The sequence below is a fragment of the Stenotrophomonas sp. KH_029 genome, from assembly GCF_057839765.1.
The window spans coordinates 1,923,475-1,940,398 of record NZ_CM174498.1 but is presented as its reverse complement, the minus strand read 5'-3'; the positions used below and the strand labels follow the sequence as shown (position 1 = coordinate 1,940,398).

Below are 16,924 nucleotides of genomic sequence, written 5' to 3'. Positions count from 1 at the left end.
TTCCAACAGGCTCGTTCAGGCGACAGGGGTCAGGACGGAGAGCGCTCGTCGCCGCCGTGTTGCCGTAGCGCGGCAGCACGGGCGTCGAGTGCCTTTCTGCCCTGGCGCAGCGCATTGACCAGGTTGGACAGCCGCAGGCTCCATTCGGCCTTCAACTGCCAGTCCGGCATGCGCATCAATTCGCCGCCGGCCGTGGCCACCTGTACCAGCCCCAGGTTGCTGGCCACCCCGCGCAACGCGTGGGCGTGCTCGCGCAACTGGTCCCAGGACTGCTGATCGCCACTGTGCTGGATGCGGGCCATGCAACCGTCCACATCGCTCAGGCACTGGGCAATGAACTGCTGTTCGAAGCCCTCGCCCATGCCCAGCGCGGCAAGCTCGTCGAGCACCGCAGGATCCAGCGCACCGGCTGCCATCGGTGCCGCAGATACGGCCTGGATGCCGGCCTCGGGGCGGATGTTGGCCGCGATATCGGCCAGCACGTCGAGCAACCGCGTGGCCACCACCGGCTTGGCCAGGAAGGCCCGGGCACCGGCCTGCTCGCAGCGCAGGATCGAGTCGGGGGTGACATCGGCACTGAGCACCATCACCGGCATGTACGGCATGCCGCTGGCCTGCATCACCCGCAACTGCTTGAGCAGGTCCAGGCCGCTCATGCCGGGCATGTGCAGGTCCACGATCGCGGCATCGAAGTCGGCCTGCTCCATCAGGTCCAGCACCTGCTCGCCGCCGTTGACGCAGAATACCTTGTGCCCGGCCTTTTCCAGCAGGCGCTGCAACACCATGCGGTTGGCCTCGTGGTCGTCGGCCACCAGAACGCGCAGGCTGCGTACCCGCGCGCGATGGCGCAGGAACGGGTTGGAGAAGGCGATCACATTGCCGCCTTCGGCCGATTCGGCGCCCAAGGGCGGGGCCGAGGCCACGTCCAGCGCGATTTCCACCCAGAACACACTGCCGCGCGGTGCGTTGGCCAGGTAGCCGATGCGCCCGCCCATCGCCTCGACCAGCCCCTTGGCGATCGACGTGCCCAGGCCGGTGCCCTCGTGGCGCCGGGCCAGACCCACATCGGCCTGCTCGAAGGCCTCGAACAGGCGTTCGCGCAACGCCGCCGGCACGCCGATGCCGCTGTCGCGCACCTCGAAACGCAGGGTCGCCCGCCCACCCTCGCCGACCGGCCCGTCCAGCACCGATACCTGCAGGTGCACGAAGCCGGCATCGGTGAACTTGACCGCATTGCCCATCAGGTTCAACAGGATCTGCTGCAGATGGCCGGCATCGCCGCTCAACCGCGGCGGCACCTGCTCATCGACCATCACCCGGTATTCCAGCGCCTTGGTCCGCGCCTGCGGGGTGAGGATCAGGTTGATCGCCTGCAGCACATCGGCCAGCGCGAATTCATGGCGCTCCACCCGCACCTTGCCGGCCTCGATCGCCGAGATGTCCAGCACTTCCTCCACCAGCGCCAGCAGGCTGCGCGCCGAGGCCTGGATGGTGTTCAGGCACTCGCGCTGCTCCTCGTCCAGGCGCGTGGTGGCCAGCACCTCGGTCATGCCGGCCAGGCCATTGAGCGGGGTGCGGAACTCATGGCTCATGTTGGCCAGGAAACGGCTCTTGGCCTCGTTGGCCTGGCGCGCTTCGGCCACTGCCCGGGTCAGCGCGTGCAGCAGCGAATCGAAGTACAGCGGGATGGCGCCCAGCCCCAGCAACAGGCCCCAGCCCAGGTAGCTGTGCTGCTGCCAATACGGCGACAGGGTCACCGTGCACAGGAAGGCCAGGCAGCCCATCGCGGTGGCCACGCGCAGGTAGGTGCTGCCATAGCGCATGCCGTTGCCGATGGTGACCCACAGGCAGACCGCGTACAGCGGCGCGGCCGGCTCGCCCTGGATGGTCATGATCACGCCCATGCAGGAGTAGTCGGTCAGCATGCCGATCACCCGGCGCACATGCGACACCCCCGGCCGGATCAGGATGCCGACCAGCAGCCCGGCGGAAATGGTCAGCTCGAAGGCCAGGATCAGCCAGGTCGCCAGCAGCGTGTCGCCGTCGGTTTCCAGGTAGCGCCAGCCCAGGTAGATGATGAACAGCGCCGTGATCGCGATGCGGATCAGGTTCTGCGCGTGCTCGCTGTCGGGCCGGCCGGCCAGCCGCTGCCTGAAGCGGGCCAGCAGATGGCCCCTGGCCGGTTTCAGCTTTGCGGTGTCATGCATGGTCGGCACCTGCGTGCGTCGGCGCAGCAGGGTGGAACAGCACAGCGGCACCGCCGCCAGCCCCAGCCACAGGAAGAAAGCCAGCCGGGCATTGTCCATCCAGTACGGCGTCAGCAGCACGGTGGTACCAAACCCGAGCAGGGCCAGGGCGATGGCGCCGGCCAGGTACCGGTTGCCATAGCGCAGCCCGTTGCCCACCGTCACCCACATCACCACCGCATACACCCAGGCCAGCGGCTCGCCCATCTGGATCATGCCCAACGCGATCAGGCCGTAGTCGGACAGCATGCCCACCACCCGGCGCGCATGCGACCGCTGCGGCCGCCACAGCAACCAGGCAAACAGCAGCAGCGACATCGCCAGCCCGGTCAGGGTGGTGGCCAGCACCCCGTGGTACTGCTCCAGCAGATGCTGGCGGGCGCCGGACAGCAGCACATACACCAGGATCAGCGTGATCAGGGCCATCCGCACGATCACCTGCCCGTGCTCGGTATCCGGACGATGCGCCAGCCGGCGCTTCAGCCGCGGGTACAGGGACGGCATCTCACATCCCCGGGCGCAATGAAGCGGTCGAGTGCTGGGCGCAGATATCGTCGAGCTGCTCGCGGCCGCGCAGCAGGGCATCCACACAGCGCGGGTCGAACAGGCGCCCGCGCTGGGCGTACAGGTAGGCCAGGGTCGCCTCCATCGTCCATGCTTCCTTGTAGGGACGCGGCGAAATCAGCGCGTCGAACACATCGGCCACCGCCACGATCCGCGCTTCCAGCGGGATCGCATCGCCGATCAGGCCATCGGGGTAGCCGCTGCCGTCGTAGCGCTCGTGGTGGCGCAGCGCGATCAACGCGCCCACCTGGATGAAGCGGTTCTGGCTGCCGCTGAGCAGTTCATAGCCGATCCGCGGATGGCGGCGCATGATCGCCAGCTCTTCCTCGTTGAGCTTGCCCTGCTTGAGCAGCACTGCATCGGGAATGGCGATCTTGCCCATGTCGTGCAGTGGGGCGGCCATTTCGATCAGTTTGGCTTCTTCTTCGGGCAGGCCCAGCTGCTCGGCGATCAGCCCGGCCACGTGCGCCATGCGCTCCAGGTAGGCGCTGGTACCGGCATCACGGAACTCGATCGCCCGCGCCAGCCGCGACAGCGTCTCGCGTTCGCGCTCTTCCACCTCGTGCATGCTGGCCAGCAGCCGCTGCTCCAGCGACAGGGCGCGTTGCTTGACGTTTTCCGACTGCTGGCGCAGCTGCAGCAGGTTGTAGCAGCGGGCACGCAGTTCGCGCGGGCGGATCGGCTTGACCAGGAAGTCGATCACGCCCGCCTCCAGCGCGGCCTGGCGGACCGGCTCGTCGCCGACCACGGTGATCAGGATCACCGGGATGTCGCGGTGCTTGGGCAGCCGGCGGAAGCGGCGGGCGAACTCCAGCCCGTCCATCTCCGGCATGCGGTAGTCGAGCAGCAGCAGGTCCACCGCCTGCGACTCGCACCAGGCCAGCGCGGTCAGCGGATCGCCGAAGTCATGCACGCTCAGCTCCGGCGCGATGTCCTCAATCACATGGCGCAGCATGGTTCGCGCGGACGTCTGGTCGTCAACGATGACAATATTCAAGGCTGCTTCCGTCGTCTTCCTGGACCACACTGGGACATGCTGCGGAGAGGATACTCCGCTACTCTGCACACTGGCACCTTGCATGGCTCCGCCTCCGACATGATCTCCCGGTTCATGATCGTGGTCACAGTGTGATGCCGATGTCACGCATCGCCGAACCCGTCCATGTGCCTGCACCATCCCGACTGCTGCGGTCGATGGCTACGTGGGCACCATACCCGGGCCGCCCCGGCAGCGGAACCCCGCCCGGGCGCCCATCGGGCCACCCGGGACGCAGTTCTCAGTTTTCCGGGCGCATGTACGGGAACAACAGCACGTCACGGATCGAGCTGCTGCCGGTCAGCAGCATCACCAGCCGGTCGATGCCGATCCCCAGCCCGCCGGTCGGGGCCATGCCGTACTCCAGCGCACGGATGTAGTCGGCGTCGTAATGCATGGCCTCGTCGTCGCCGCCTTCCTTGGCCGTAACCTGGGCCTGGAACCGCGCCGCCTGGTCTTCCGGGTCGTTCAACTCGGAGAAGCCGTTGGCCAGCTCCTTGCCGTTGATGAACAGTTCGAAGCGGTCGGTGTAGCCGGGCTGGTCGTCATTGGCACGGGCCAGCGGCGACACCTCGACCGGGTGGTCGGTGATGAAGGTCGGCTGGATCAGGGTGTGCTCGACGGTGGCTTCGAAGATTTCCAGCAGCAGCTTGCCCCAGCCGTAGGACGGCTTGATGCGGATCTTCAGGCGCTCGCAATGGGCGGCCAGCGCATCGCGGTCGGTGCAGTCGGCGGCGCTGATCTCCGGGTTGTGGTGGCGTACCGCCTCGTCCATGCGCCAGCGGCGGAACGCCGGGGCCAGGTCGATCGTGGCGCCGTCCCAGACCACCGTGGTGGTGCCCAGCACCTGGCTGGCCACGTCGCGGATAACCCCTTCGGTCAGGTCCATCACTTCGGTGTACGTGGCATAGGCCTCGTACAGTTCCATCATGGTGAATTCCGGGTTGTGCCGGGTGCTCACGCCTTCATTGCGGAAGTTGCGGTTGATCTCGTATACGCGCTCCAGGCCACCCACGACCAGGCGCTTGAGATACAGCTCCGGGGCTACCCGCAGGTACAGGTCCAGGTCCAGCGCGTTGTGGTGGGTGGTGAACGGCTTGGCCGTGGCGCCGCCGGGGATGTAATGCATCATCGGCGTTTCCACTTCGAGGAAATCGCGCTGGTCCAGCCAGGCGCGCATCGCCCGGATGATCCGCGAGCGCTTGATGAACACCTCGCGCGACTCGGGAGTCACGATCAGGTCCACGTAACGCTGGCGGTAGCGCTGCTCCACGTCGGCCAGGCCGTGCCACTTGTCCGGCAGCGGGCGCAGCGACTTGGTCAGCAGACGGATGCTGCTGGCCTTGACCGACAACTCGCCGGTCCTGGTGCGGGTCAGCCCGCCCTCCACGGCGATGATGTCGCCCACGTCCCAGCCCTTGAAGGCGGTGTAGGCATCGCCCAGGGTGCTGCCCTGCAGGAACAGCTGGATGCGGCCGGATTCGTCCTGGATCTGGGCGAAGCTGGCCTTGCCCATCACCCGCTTGGCCATCAGCCGGCCGGCCATCTTCACCTGGCGGTCGGCGGCTTCCAGCGCCTCGGCAGTCCACCGCTCGGCGTCGGCAAACTCTTCCTGCAGGCTGCCGGCGAATTGCGCGCGACGGAAATCGTTCGGATACGCGATCCCCTGCCCGCGCAGCGCGTTGAGTTTCTCACGGCGCTCAGCGATCAACTTGTTTTCGTCGACGGGGAGGGTATCGGTAGCTTCGCTCATGGATCTGCGGGAATCGGGTAGTTGAGGGGGGCTTGCAGCCGGCACAGGCCGGTTGTACAGCATAGCAAAACCGCCCTGCCCGCCGCCGGGCCCGCCCCGGCCCGGCCGCCTCCTGCCCGCTCAGCCCGCCGCCGGCGGGAAGGCCTGGCGCAGTTCGTCGACCAGCACCCGCTGGTTCTCCGAATAGTCGATGGGCACCGACACCAGGTGCACGCCGCCGGCGTTGAAGGCCGCTTCCAGGGTCGGGATGAACTGCTCGATAGCGCTCACCGCGTGGCCGGTGCACCCATAGGCCTGTGCGTACTTGACGAAATCCGGATTGCCGAAGGTCATGCCGTAGTCGGCGAAGCCATCCACCGCCTGCTTCCAGCGGATCATGCCGTAGGCGCCGTCGTCGAGGATCAGCACCACCAGGTTCAGGCCGAGCCGGCGCGCGGTTTCCAGCTCCTGGCTGTTCATCATGAAGCCGCCGTCGCCGCATACCGCCAGCACCCGTCGCTGCGGGTACAGGATCGCGGCCATGATCGCCGAGGGCAGGCCGGCGCCCATGGTCGCCAGCGCGTTGTCCAGCAGCAGCGTGTTGGCCACCTGGGTGCGGTAGTTGCGTGCGAACCAGATCTTGTACATGCCGTTGTCCAGCGCCACGATGCCGTCCGCCGGCATCACCTGGCGTACGTCGTGCACCAGCCGCTGCGGGGTGAAACCCGGTGCGTCGGCGCGATCGGCGATGTGCTCCAGGATCGTGGCGCGCAGCGGCAGCAGCGCAGCGGCGTTGGCGACCCGGCCTTCGATACGGTCGGCCAGCAGGGTCAACGAACGGCCAATATCGCCGATCACCTCCACCTGCGGGAAATACACCTGCTCCACCGCGGCCTGCGAATACCCGATGTGGATGACCGTGGGGCCGCCCGGTCGCATCACGAACGGCGGCTTCTCGGTGACCTCATGGCCGATGGTGACGATCACGTCGGCCTGGTCGATGGCCATGTGCACGTAGTCGCGCTCACTCAATGCCGCGGTGCCCATGTACAGACCGGAGCCACCGGCCACCGCCCCCTTGCCCATCTGGGTAGTGACAAACGGAATGCCGGCGCGCAGCACGAACGCCGACAAGGCCTCGCTCGACTGCGGCCGCGACGCCGCCGAAGCGATCACCAGCAGCGGTCGCTGGGCGTCGCCAATGATCTGCGCGGCGCGATCCAGCGCTTCGGGGCTGGCCACCGGCCGGTCGACCGGGTGGGTCGGGATCAGCGCCACGTCCTCGACCTGCATCGCCGCGATGTCCTCGGGCAGCTCCAGCAGCACCGGGCCGGGGCGCTCTTCCTGGGCGGTACGGAACGCCTCGCGCACGATGGTGGGAATGGTGCGCGCCGAGACGATCTGGCGAGCGGATTTGGTCAGCGGCTTCATCGTGGCGACGATGTCCACGATCTGGAAGCGCGCCTGCTTGCTGGCCACGATGCCCTTCTGCCCAGTGATCATGATCACCGGCCACGCCCCCAGCAGCGCGTAGGCCGCACCGGTGGTGAAGTTGAGCGCCCCTGGGCCGAGCGTGGCCAGGCACACCCCCGGCTTGCCGGTCAGACGGCCGTAGGTTGCCGCCATGAACACCGCCGCCTGCTCATGGCGGGTGATAACCAGTTCGATGCGCGAATGGCGGAGCGACTCGACGACGTCGAGGTTCTCCTCGCCGGGAATGCCAAAAATACGCTCGACACCCTCGTTTTCGAGTGCGGCGACGAGCAGATCGGAACCCTTGGACATGGAATGACGTCCTTCTTGCTGTAAGTGTTGTGGATCGTTGCAAACAAGGGCAGTGGCCGGCGTCAACGGCGGTCGAACCACACCGTCTGCGCGTTGACGAACTCGCGGATACCGAAATGCGACAGTTCACGACCGAAGCCGCTCTTCTTCACCCCACCGATCGGCACGCGCGGGTCGGAGGCGGAGAAGCCGTTGACGAACACGCCACCGGTCTGCAGCCGGCGCGCCAGCTGCCTGGCACGTTCGAGATCGGCGCTCCACAGGTTGCCACTGAGGCCGAATTCGCTCTGGTTGGCCAGTGCCACCGCATGGTCGGCATCGCGCGCACGGCTGATCGAGGCCACCGGACCAAAGGTCTCGGTATCGAAGGCCTGCATGCCCGGTTCGACATCGCCCAGCACGGTGGGCGCATAGAAGCTGCCGGGACGGTCCAGCTGGTAACCGCCGGCCAGCAGTTGCGCGCCGGCATCGACCGACGCACGTACCTGCGCATCCAACTGCTCCAACAGGTCCTGGCGGGCGATCGGGCCGATGCGGCTGCCGGCCTCGCGGCCATCGCCGACGGTAAGTGCCTTGACCCGCTCGCAGAACAACGCCACGAAACGCGGGTACACCGCGTCTTCGACGATGATGCGCTTGCCGGCGATGCAGACCTGCCCGGCATTCTGGAAGCGCGACGCAATCGCGGCATCGGCCGCGGCCTCCAGGTCGGCATCGGCCAGCACGATGAACGGGTCCGAGCCCCCCAGCTCCAGCACCACCTTCTTCAACGCCTGCCCGGCCTGGGCGGCGATGCTGCGGCCGGCGGCCACGCTGCCGGTGAGGGTCACTGCGGCGATGCGGTCATCGGCAATCGCCGCGCTGGTGCCCTCGCGGCTGATGTTGGCGGCGATGAACGTACCGGCCGGCAGGCCCGCGTCGCGCCAGGCGGCATCCAGCAGTTGGGCGGTGCCGACGATGTTCTCCGCCGGCTTGAGCAGGAAGCCGTTGCCGCCCATCAGGATCGGCACCGCCGCGCGCATCACCTGCCAGTACGGGAAGTTCCACGGCATGATGCCCAGCACCACCCCCAGCGGCAGGTAGGACACATAGGCCTTGTTGTCGGCCACCGCGGTGGCCTCGTCGCGCAGCCATTGCGCGCCGTTGTCGGCGTACCACTCGCATAGCACGGCGCATTTCTCGATTTCGGCCAGCGCCTCGGCGCGGACCTTGCCCATCTCGGCGGTGGCCAGTGCGGCCAGCGGCTCACGGTCGCGGCGCAGCACCGCCGCCATCGACCGTAGCACGCCGGCGCGCTGCTCCAGCGACTGCGCGCTCCAGGCCGTGAAGCCGGCGCGGCCCTGGCCCAGCAGCGCGCCCAGCGCAGCGTCGGTGATGAAGGGGTGGCTGGCGATCTCCTGGCCGGTGGCCGGATCGCGCGAAATGGCGGCGGTGGGGGAAGCGGACATGCGGTTCTCCTGTCGTCTCGACAACGGGCCGGTGGCCCGTTTCCTGACAGGAATGTGGACCCGTTGAACCGGGACAACAAGGCGTCTGCGTATCCTGTGACCTGGAGTTGCCTGTCTGAATGCGGGTTGGAGAGGCATCCACGCATGGCGTGGATCTACGACCGCGCCGACCATCTGTGGATCCACGCCAGGCGTGGATGAAGCGCTACCGGTGTCCGCCGTCAGCGCCGCGGCAGGTAGGTGACCAGGGACAGGTCGTGCCGGCTTTCCGGTACCAGCGCCACGTACTGCAGGTCCAGCAGGCCGCGGGTGGGATGGTTCAGGCGCTTGGCGCCTTCATCGAAACGACGCACATCGTGCTCAGGCCACCACCGGCGGAAATCCTCACTGTGCGCGGCCATGTCCTCGACCAGCGCCAGGAACGGCGCCTTGTCCTGCGCCTGCGCCATCGCCGCGCGGAAACCGGCAAGCAGTCCGCGGGCCATCTCTTCCCAGTTCAGGATCAAGCTGCGGTAAGGCGGGTACAGGAACATCAAGCGCAACGTATTGCGCTCATGCCGCGCCAGTTGGCTGTAGTCGACGAACAGATCGGCGATGGCCGGATTCCACGCCAGGATGTCGAACCGGGTATTGCGCACATAGGCCGGGATCGGCTGCATGGCCTCGACCAGCTGGCGCAGGCCCGCGGTGACCGATTCGTCCGGGGAGTCCAGCGGCACCCCGTAGCCGGACAGCGCAAAGGCATAGGCGCGCTCGTCATCGCTCATCCGCAATACCCGTGCCAGCCGATCAAGCACCTCCGGCGAGGCACGCACTTCACGCCCCTGCTCGATCCAGGTGTACCAGCTGACGCTGACCCCGATCGCCAGCGCGACCTCCTCGCGCTTCAGCCCCGGGGTGCGCCGGCGCCCGGCCGGCAGGCCCAGCGTGGCCGGGTCGACCCGGTCGCGGCACGCCTTGAGGAAGCCGCCCAGTTCCTTGCGCTCGCCCTCGCTGCGCATCATCGCCCTGCCTGGCAAGGACCAAAGGCGGCGCGGGACGTCATCGACATCCCGCGCCGGGTCGCCCGGGCAGCGTGCAACACGGCTGCCGCCGGGCCGGCCTCAGGCATCGATGCGCTTGGAACCGACCGCCAGGCCCGACTTCAGGCTGGCTTCGACGAATTCGTCCAGGTCGCCATCGAGCACCTTCTGCGTATCCGAACGTTCGATGCCGGTGCGCAGGTCCTTGATCCGGCTCTGGTCGAGCACGTAGTTGCGGATCTGGCTGCCCCAGCCGATATCGGACTTGGTGGCTTCCACCGCGTCGCGCTCGGCGTTGCGCTTCTGGATTTCCAGCTCGTACAGCTTGGCGGCCAGCATCTTCATCGCGTTGTCGCGGTTCTGGTGCTGGCTGCGGCCGGTCTGGCAGGCCACCACCGTGTTGGTCGGGATGTGGGTGATACGCACCGCCGACTCGGTCTTGTTGACGTGCTGGCCGCCGGCGCCGGAGGAGCGGTACACGTCGGTACGCAGATCGGCCGGGTTGATGTCGATCTCGATGTTGTCATCCACTTCCGGCGACACGAACACCGAGGTGAAGCTGGTGTGGCGGCGGTTGTCCGAGTCGAACGGCGACTTGCGCACCAGGCGGTGCACGCCGGTCTCGGTCTTCAGCCAGCCATAGGCGTAATCGCCTTCCACGCGCAGGGTGGCCGACTTGATCCCGGCCACATCGCCGCCGGAGACTTCCATCAGCTCGGTCTTCCAGCCGCGCGATTCGCACCAGCGCAGGTACATGCGCAGTAGGATTTCGGCCCAGTCCTGGGCTTCGGTGCCGCCGGCGCCGGCCTGGATGTCGACGAACGCCGCGGCGGTATCCATCTGGCCGGAGAACATGCGCTGGAACTCCAGCTGTTCGACGTGCTTCTGGTACTTGTCCAGGTCGGCGACCACGGCCAGGGCGGTCTCCTCATCCTGTTCGCTTTCGGCCAGTTCCAGCAGTTCGCCCGATTCGGACAAGCCGTCAAGGATCGTGGCGATGCCGCCCACGGTCTTTTCCAGGTTGGCGCGTTCGCGGCCAAGGTTCTGGGCGTACTCGGCGTTGTTCCAGATGTCTGGGTTTTCCAGTTCCCGGGTTACTTCTTCCAGACGCTCTTGTTTGGCGTCGTAGTCAAAGATACCCCCTGAGCGAGACCACGCGATCGGTCAGATCGGTGATTCGCTGGCGCACGGGATTGAGCTCTAGCATGGCGGCAGTGTTGAAGGCTTGGGACAAGACCGGAATTGTAGCCCAGGCCGCCCGTTCATGCTGGCGCGGCGGCAGGCCCCGGCAGCGTGCCGCCCTGCCCCAGCGCCGCGCGCAGCACCGGCAGCTGGCGGCGGCTGCAGGGCAATGCGCTGCCATCGGCCAGGTGCACCCGCGCCTCGCCGCTGTCCAGCGGCTCGATGGAGACCAGGAAGCCCAGGTTGAGCACGTAGCTGCGGTGGATCCTGACGAACCGGGCCGGGTCCAGCCGGGCCTCCAGCGCGGCCAGGGTGCTGCGCAGCGGGTAGTCGTGGCCGCGCACGTGCAGGTTCATGTAGTTGCCGGCGGCCTGGGCGTACTCGACGTCGGCGGTGGCCACCAGGAAGTCGCGCCCCAGCTTGCGCACCAGGAACCGCTCGGGCCGGTCCACCGGCTCCACCGGCGGCGCATCCTCGGGCGCGGCCAGCAGGTGCGCCTCGCCCTGGCGGCGGCGACCGAACCAGCTGAAGAAGTGTTCGATCGCCACGAAGGTGAAGAACGCGCGCACGTCCTTGAGGTATTCGTAGAGCAGCCGGGTGGGCCACGCCGAACCGTCCTGGTAATGCTCGCCCACGCTGGCATAGGCCAGCTGGCGCAGCAGCATCATGCCCGCCACGTGCACCAGCGACCAGGCCACGCTGGCCAGCAGGTACAGCGGCAGCCGCCGCTTCCAGGTATCGGCATGCAGCGGCCAGCGCTGGCACCCCCACCACAGCACCGGCAGGGTCAGCACGATGATGCCGACGCTGCTCAGTTCCCAGACCAGCGGCTCCCACAATGCCAGGCTGCCGCCGCGACGCTGGGTATCCATCACCTCGACCAGGGCATTGGCCAGCGCGGTGGCCAGCAGGATCGCTGCCCAGACCAGCCAACGGCTCGAAGGGCGCCAACGGGGGGAGGTGCGGGAGGTCATCGGGCGGTCCATGCGCAGGGGCGGCAAGCAGGCATCAACCGCAGATGGTAACGGCGCCGCCGGCCCGCGGGGTGGCGCACAAGGAAGTGCGCCACCTCGGTCCGGCCCATGGCCGGAAACGCTTCGTTCCGCCCCGCAGCTCATTTCACCTCGAACTCCCCCACCAGCACGGTTTCGGCACGGTCCTTCAAACGCATCGTGACCTGCTGGTCGCGCTGCCTGGCGGTGCCCCAATGCGTGCTAAGGCGCAGGCTCAGCGTGGTGGCGCCGGTGACCAGCTGCTCGCGGCTGCCGAAGAAGTTGGCCTCCACCTTGTACTTGCCGGGCTTGGCCTGGCGCAGCGAGAACTGCTCGGGGCCATAGCCGCCGGTGAAGTCCTGCGACATCTGCCCGCCCTGGTAGGTCAGGCGGTTGCCGTAGTAGGCGCGCTCGCCATTGGGGTCGGTCACCCACAGGTCCATGTCGCTGTTGTCGCTGTCCCAGCTCAGCACCACGCGCAGGTCCAGCGGCATGGCGTGGCGCAGGCGCGGATCGACCGCCGCCGCATCCACCCGCTCGCGCGCGATCAGGGTGTTCAGCTCATCCAGCGCGATCAGCGAAATACCATCGAAGCGGCTGTCCCAGGGCCGCACCACCACCTCGTACAGGCTGGCCAGCGCGGCCTGGTACTGGCCGCTGGCCTCCAGCGCCAGGCCCAGGTCGCGGAAGCTCTGCGGCTCTTCCTCGCCCATCGCCAGTACCGCCTGGAACACCGGCACCGCCAGCTCGGGCGCGCCGGCCTGCAGCAGCCGGTAACCGAGCACGCGCAGTACGTGGCGGTTCTCCAGCTGCATCTCGGCCAGGTTGGACAGCACCCGCAGCGCCAGGTCGCTCTGGCCCTTGGCCAGCAGCAGGTCGGCCACGTCCAGGTAGAAGGCGCTGCTGCCGGCATGCTGGTCGCGTTCGGACAGGTAGGTGGCATACAGCTGCGCCGGCGGCGCGTCGCGCAGGCGGCGCGCATAGGCCGAGTCCGGCGCCCACGGCGCCAGGGCGATGCCGATGGCACCGCTGTTGGCGGTGTCGCTGGCCTTGCCGCCGGTCACCTCGACCGAATCCAGCTCGGTGGCACGCGCACGCTGTGCCCGTGCCATCGGCGCAGCCGGTGCGGGCGGGGCCGGCCGGGCCATCGCGTCGCTGGCCGGCGCCGGCAGGTACGCCATGCTTTCCTCGACACCAGCCGCCACGGCGGCCACCGCCATCGGCTTGATCAGTCCGGCCACCCCGATCGGCGCGGCCTTCGGCCAGGGCGTGTTCCACCACTGCTGGCGCTGGGCAAACTGCAGCGCCAGCTGGTCCAACCGCTGCCTGCGCGCCTGCTGCGCATCGTCGATGCGCACCGCATGCAGGCGGTCGTAGTCGGCCTGCATGGGCGCCGGCGGACGGATGCCGTAGCGCAGGTAGTCGTCCAGGGTTTCCAGTACCAGCAAGGAGGTGTCCGCACCAACCAGCCCGAACTGCCGCGACAACGTGCGCATCGCCTCGGCATTGGCCACCGGGTCGGCCGCATACCCGGCCAGCGTCGCGCTGGCCCAGGCCTGCGCCACCAGGCCACCGTCCAGTGCGCGCGCGGCAGACACCGCCACGCGCTGCGCATGCACCCGGCCATCGGCCAGCCGCACGCGCACGCTCAGTTCGCCGTCCGGCTGCTGCACCCGCCCCATCACCCGCAGCCAGCCCTGGCCGGCACGGCTGGCGTCGGCCACCAGCCGGTCCACCCCACGCCCTTCCAGCCCGACCACCTCGGCGCGCTGCTGCAACAGCAGCGGCAGCGCCGCCTCCACCTCGGCCAGGCTGGACAGCACCAGCGCCTGGCCCTGGTGGGCCCCGGTCCAGGCGCGCAGGCGCGCCGCATCGGTGCGCGCACCGGCACTGCTCAGTGCAAACAGCCGCTGGCCACGCTGCAGCGTCGGCAAGGCCCCGCTGCCGTAGTTGGACAGGCCATCGCTGACCAGCAGGTATTCCTGAACCTGCGCGCGCGGCGTCCACGCGCCCAGCGCGCTGGCGCCGTCCAGCGGCAGCGTGGCCAGATATGCACGCAGCGCGCTCCAGTCGCCACCGTGGATATCGAAGCTGCGCACCGGCTCGGGCCGGTCGCGCAGCACCGTCAGCTGCACCTGGCCCTCGCCGATCGCGGCGAAGTAGCGGTCCAGCACCGCCAGCTCGACGGCGCGGTCGCGCTGCCGCGCCGAGCCGGACGCATCCCACAGCAGCCCCAGCCGGGTCGGCAGCGGGCGTGCCACCGTCTGCACCGGCAGCGGAATCTGCGCCAGCAGGTAGCGCTCGCCGTCATGCCCACCGGTCACCGCATCCAGCTGCCGCACCTGTGGCAGCCGCCACTGCGCCTGCGCCGGCAACGCATCGCCGCGGCCCTGCCACTGCGCACGGTACACGCCGTCCTGCACCCGGAACTGCCATGGCAGTGGCGTGCTGGGCACCGGCGCCCCGCTGCCGCTGGCATCCATGTGCACGCTGACCTCCGCAGCGCCGCGCGCGAACTGCAACGGCAGGTTCCAGCGCAGGCCCTGCGCATCGGCCGGCAGCGTCTGCCGAAGGGTCAGCGCAACGCGGCGGCTGCCGCGCGCGGGGATCGGATACACGCGCAGCCGGAACTGGTTGCCGGCGGTCTGTTCGAGCAGGCCCGGGTCGACCTGGCGCCGCTCGATCGCCTCGAACACCTGGCGCCCCTGCGCCTTGGGTACCGGCACCGCCTCACGCAGGGTGCCACCGATATCCAGCGCGAAGCCGGCTACCTGCTGGCCATCGGCCAGCGGGAATTCCAACTGTCCCTCCAGCACCCGCGCATTGGGGTTGTGGAACTCCATTTCGATGCGGGTCTCGCCCATGCCCGCCACCACGTGGCTGTCCAGGCGCACCCGGCGCAGCTGCACCGGCACTTCCGCGCCGGACACCTGCAGCAGCGGGGCCACTGCCGGACGCGTCTGCGCCATGCCCACCTGCGTTCCCAACCACAGCATGCCGAGCATGCCGATCCCACCCAGTGCGCGTTGCATGTGACGCTCCCGATCCGATGACAGCAGGTTGAACGGATCATGCCGGCAAACGGGGTTGGCCGCCGCACCGCTTGGCGCACATCGCCGGGTAGGCCAAGATGCGTCTCCCCCGCTTGCCTGCCTACAAGGACGTTCCATGCGCCTGCCTGCCCTGCTGCCCCTGCTGCTGTTGGCCCCCTTGGCTCCGGCCCACGCCGCCGCGCCCATCGCCGGGGTGAGCTTCACCCACCACGACTGGACCGTGGCCTGCGACAACACCCGCACCTGCCGCGCGGCCGGTTACCAGGCCGGCGAGAACGGCGGCGAGCCGGTCTCGATCCTGCTCACCCGCAAGGCCGGCCCGGACCAGCCGGTCGGTGCCGAGGTCATGCTGGGCCAGTACGACCCGATCACCCTGCCCGGGCAGCTGTCCCTGCAGATCAACGACGCCGCGCCGGGCGCCTTGAAGTACAACGCCGCCGACGGCACCGCCACCCTGTCACCGCCGCAGGTCACCACCCTGCTGGCATCGCTGGCCGGCAACAGCCGCATCGTGCTGCGCGGCAACGATGGCAAGCAATGGACCGTGTCCGACCGCGGCGCCTCGGCGGCCCTGTTGAAGATGGACGAATTCCAGGGCCGCCTAGGCACCCCCGGCGCGTTGATCCGCAAGGGCAGCAAGGCCGAAACCATCGTACTGCCGGCCCTGCCGATGCCGGTGGTCGTACTGGGCAAGGTGGTCGCCGCACGGCCGGCCGATCAAGCCCTGGCCAACTCCGCCGCGCTGCGCAAGGCACTGGCCGCAGCCACCCCGGCCGACAGCTGCGAAGCGCTGCATCCGGGCGACAGCATGATCGCCAATGAAGGCCCGCAGGACATCACCGTGCAGCGCCTCAGCGCCGACAAGCTGCTGGTCTCCCAGCCGTGCTGGCGCGCGGCCTACAACACCGGCGACGGCTACTGGGTGGTCAACGACCACGCGCCCTACCAGCCGCAGCTGGTCACCGCCTCGGCGGTCGGCGACGAACTGCGCACCATCGAGCAAGGCCACAAGGGCCGCGGCCTGGGCGATTGCTGGCACTCCACCAGCTGGAGCTGGACCGGCACCGGGTTCGTCAAGACCGCCGAGTCCAGCGCCGGCCTGTGCCGCCTGGTCGCCGCCGGTGGGGCGTGGGAGATGCCGACGCTGGTGAGCAAGGTGGTGGAGTAACGCGGCGCACCGGGGCATCCACGGTCCCGCGGTGCTCCGGGCATGGGCCACTCAGTCCTCGTCCTGCTCCCAGCCATCGAACGGGAACAACGCGGGCAGGATGGTTTCCATGACGGCCATGCTCTGCATCACGGCATGGTCGGCAGTGTACGGGCGCGACCACGTCGCATGCTGTGCGTGCACCGGCCTGTCCGGCGCATTGGACAGGTGATCGACGTAAGCAGCCAGCAGGCGCTGCGTGGCCTGCTGGCGTTCGGCATCGTTGCCCGCCGTACGCAGCGCCGCATGCAGGGGACGCAGCGGTGCGGGATCGGGCAGATGGCAGGTGTATGCCAGCGTGCCGGTCTGGTCGTCCGCATCGCGGTAGTCGTCTGGATCGTCCGACGGCTGGTAGCCGGTGGCGACGCAGCGGGTCCTGCCCAGGCGCGCCATCACGGCGGCAACCGCGTCGTCGACCGTGACGGCGTTTGTCGATATGCCGCCCTCGCCCGCCACGCGCGCAGCCAGCTCCTGCCCCAGCAACCACGCCACGCTCTGGCGTGAGCCTTCCAGGTCCGGAAAATCAAAGCCCTCGCGGGCCGACAGTTCAGTGCGGGCCGCTTCATCGGCCTGCAGCACGACGCGGCTCTGCAGGTCGAAACGTTCGGTAGGCGATGGCAGCATGTGGGCGTGTGTAGTGAGGGAGAACGCAGTCAG

11 protein-coding genes are annotated in these 16,924 nt (G+C 68.6%); 1 reads left to right on the top strand and 10 read right to left on the bottom strand.

Features of this window, described 5'->3' with window-relative positions:
- Window positions 1–29 precede the first annotated feature (29 nt).
- The 9 genes from AC3ITM_RS08960 to AC3ITM_RS08920 all read right to left on the bottom strand — a co-directional run bounded on the left by AC3ITM_RS08960 (window position 30) and on the right by AC3ITM_RS08920 (window position 15,012).
- Window positions 30–2,207 (bottom strand): response regulator, encoded by a 2,178-nt coding sequence (locus tag AC3ITM_RS08960; protein ID WP_489270067.1) that lies wholly within the window; start codon window positions 2,205–2,207, stop codon window positions 30–32.
- A 544-nt stretch (window positions 2,208–2,751) separates the two neighbouring features.
- On the bottom strand, window positions 2,752–3,891 hold the full coding sequence (gene rpfG / locus AC3ITM_RS08955) for a cyclic di-GMP phosphodiesterase response regulator RpfG (protein ID WP_489269846.1): 1,140 nt from the start codon (window positions 3,889–3,891) through the stop codon (window positions 2,752–2,754).
- 196 nt (window positions 3,892–4,087) lie between these two features.
- Window positions 4,088–5,599, bottom strand: coding sequence for a lysine--tRNA ligase (lysS, locus tag AC3ITM_RS08950; protein ID WP_489269845.1), 1,512 nt, complete (start codon window positions 5,597–5,599; stop codon window positions 4,088–4,090).
- 120 nt (window positions 5,600–5,719) lie between these two features.
- Window positions 5,720–7,363: an acetolactate synthase large subunit gene (locus AC3ITM_RS08945; RefSeq protein ID WP_489269844.1), complete on the bottom strand. Its 1,644-nt coding sequence runs from the start codon at window positions 7,361–7,363 to the stop codon at window positions 5,720–5,722.
- Between the two features lie 62 nt (window positions 7,364–7,425).
- A complete protein-coding gene (locus AC3ITM_RS08940; RefSeq protein WP_489269843.1) occupies window positions 7,426–8,811 on the bottom strand; it encodes an NAD-dependent succinate-semialdehyde dehydrogenase in 1,386 nt (461 codons plus the stop codon).
- Between the two features lie 221 nt (window positions 8,812–9,032).
- Window positions 9,033–9,815, bottom strand: a complete 783-nt coding sequence (locus AC3ITM_RS08935; protein WP_489269842.1) for a helix-turn-helix transcriptional regulator — start codon at window positions 9,813–9,815, stop codon at window positions 9,033–9,035.
- A 99-nt stretch (window positions 9,816–9,914) separates the two neighbouring features.
- Window positions 9,915–11,040 (bottom strand): peptide chain release factor 2 gene (prfB, locus tag AC3ITM_RS08930; protein WP_489269841.1). Its coding sequence is split into 2 segments (ribosomal slippage): window positions 9,915–10,964 and window positions 10,966–11,040, totalling 1,125 coding nucleotides; the frame shifts between segments, so codons are not numbered across the junction.
- Window positions 11,041–11,095: 55 nt separating this feature from the next.
- Window positions 11,096–12,001 carry a LytTR family DNA-binding domain-containing protein gene (locus AC3ITM_RS08925; RefSeq protein WP_489270066.1) on the bottom strand — a complete coding sequence of 302 codons (906 nt, stop codon included), beginning with the start codon at window positions 11,999–12,001 and terminating at the stop codon, window positions 11,096–11,098.
- Between the two features lie 128 nt (window positions 12,002–12,129).
- Window positions 12,130–15,012: a DUF2135 domain-containing protein gene (locus AC3ITM_RS08920; RefSeq protein ID WP_489270065.1), complete on the bottom strand. Its 2,883-nt coding sequence runs from the start codon at window positions 15,010–15,012 to the stop codon at window positions 12,130–12,132.
- Window positions 15,013–15,175: 163 nt separating this feature from the next.
- Between AC3ITM_RS08920 and AC3ITM_RS08915 the strand changes: the two genes are divergently transcribed.
- Complete coding sequence (locus tag AC3ITM_RS08915; RefSeq protein WP_489269840.1) at window positions 15,176–16,228, top strand: DUF1176 domain-containing protein; 1,053 nt, start codon at window positions 15,176–15,178, stop codon at window positions 16,226–16,228.
- A 51-nt stretch (window positions 16,229–16,279) separates the two neighbouring features.
- Here the strand turns inward: AC3ITM_RS08915 and AC3ITM_RS08910 are convergent, their stop codons facing one another.
- Window positions 16,280–16,846, bottom strand: coding sequence for a hypothetical protein (locus tag AC3ITM_RS08910; protein ID WP_489269839.1), 567 nt, complete (start codon window positions 16,844–16,846; stop codon window positions 16,280–16,282).
- Window positions 16,847–16,924: the final 78 nt, after the last annotated feature.

What these genes read in the sequence shown, in the direction of transcription:
- lysS (WP_489269845.1), bottom strand. Translation starts at nt 5,599, where the DNA reads ATGAGCGAAGCTACCGATACCCTCCCCGTCGACGAAAACAAGTTGATC.
- AC3ITM_RS08940 (WP_489269843.1), bottom strand. Translation starts at nt 8,811, where the DNA reads ATGTCCGCTTCCCCCACCGCCGCCATTTCGCGCGATCCGGCCACCGGC.
- AC3ITM_RS08960 (WP_489270067.1), bottom strand. Translation starts at nt 2,207, where the DNA reads ATGCATGACACCGCAAAGCTGAAACCGGCCAGGGGCCATCTGCTGGCC.
- AC3ITM_RS08920 (WP_489270065.1), bottom strand. Translation starts at nt 15,012, where the DNA reads ATGCTCGGCATGCTGTGGTTGGGAACGCAGGTGGGCATGGCGCAGACG.
- AC3ITM_RS08915 (WP_489269840.1), top strand. Translation starts at nt 15,176, where the DNA reads ATGCGCCTGCCTGCCCTGCTGCCCCTGCTGCTGTTGGCCCCCTTGGCT.
- AC3ITM_RS08925 (WP_489270066.1), bottom strand. Translation starts at nt 12,001, where the DNA reads ATGGACCGCCCGATGACCTCCCGCACCTCCCCCCGTTGGCGCCCTTCG.
- AC3ITM_RS08945 (WP_489269844.1), bottom strand. Translation starts at nt 7,363, where the DNA reads ATGTCCAAGGGTTCCGATCTGCTCGTCGCCGCACTCGAAAACGAGGGT.
- rpfG (WP_489269846.1), bottom strand. Translation starts at nt 3,891, where the DNA reads ATGCAAGGTGCCAGTGTGCAGAGTAGCGGAGTATCCTCTCCGCAGCAT.
- AC3ITM_RS08935 (WP_489269842.1), bottom strand. Translation starts at nt 9,815, where the DNA reads ATGATGCGCAGCGAGGGCGAGCGCAAGGAACTGGGCGGCTTCCTCAAG.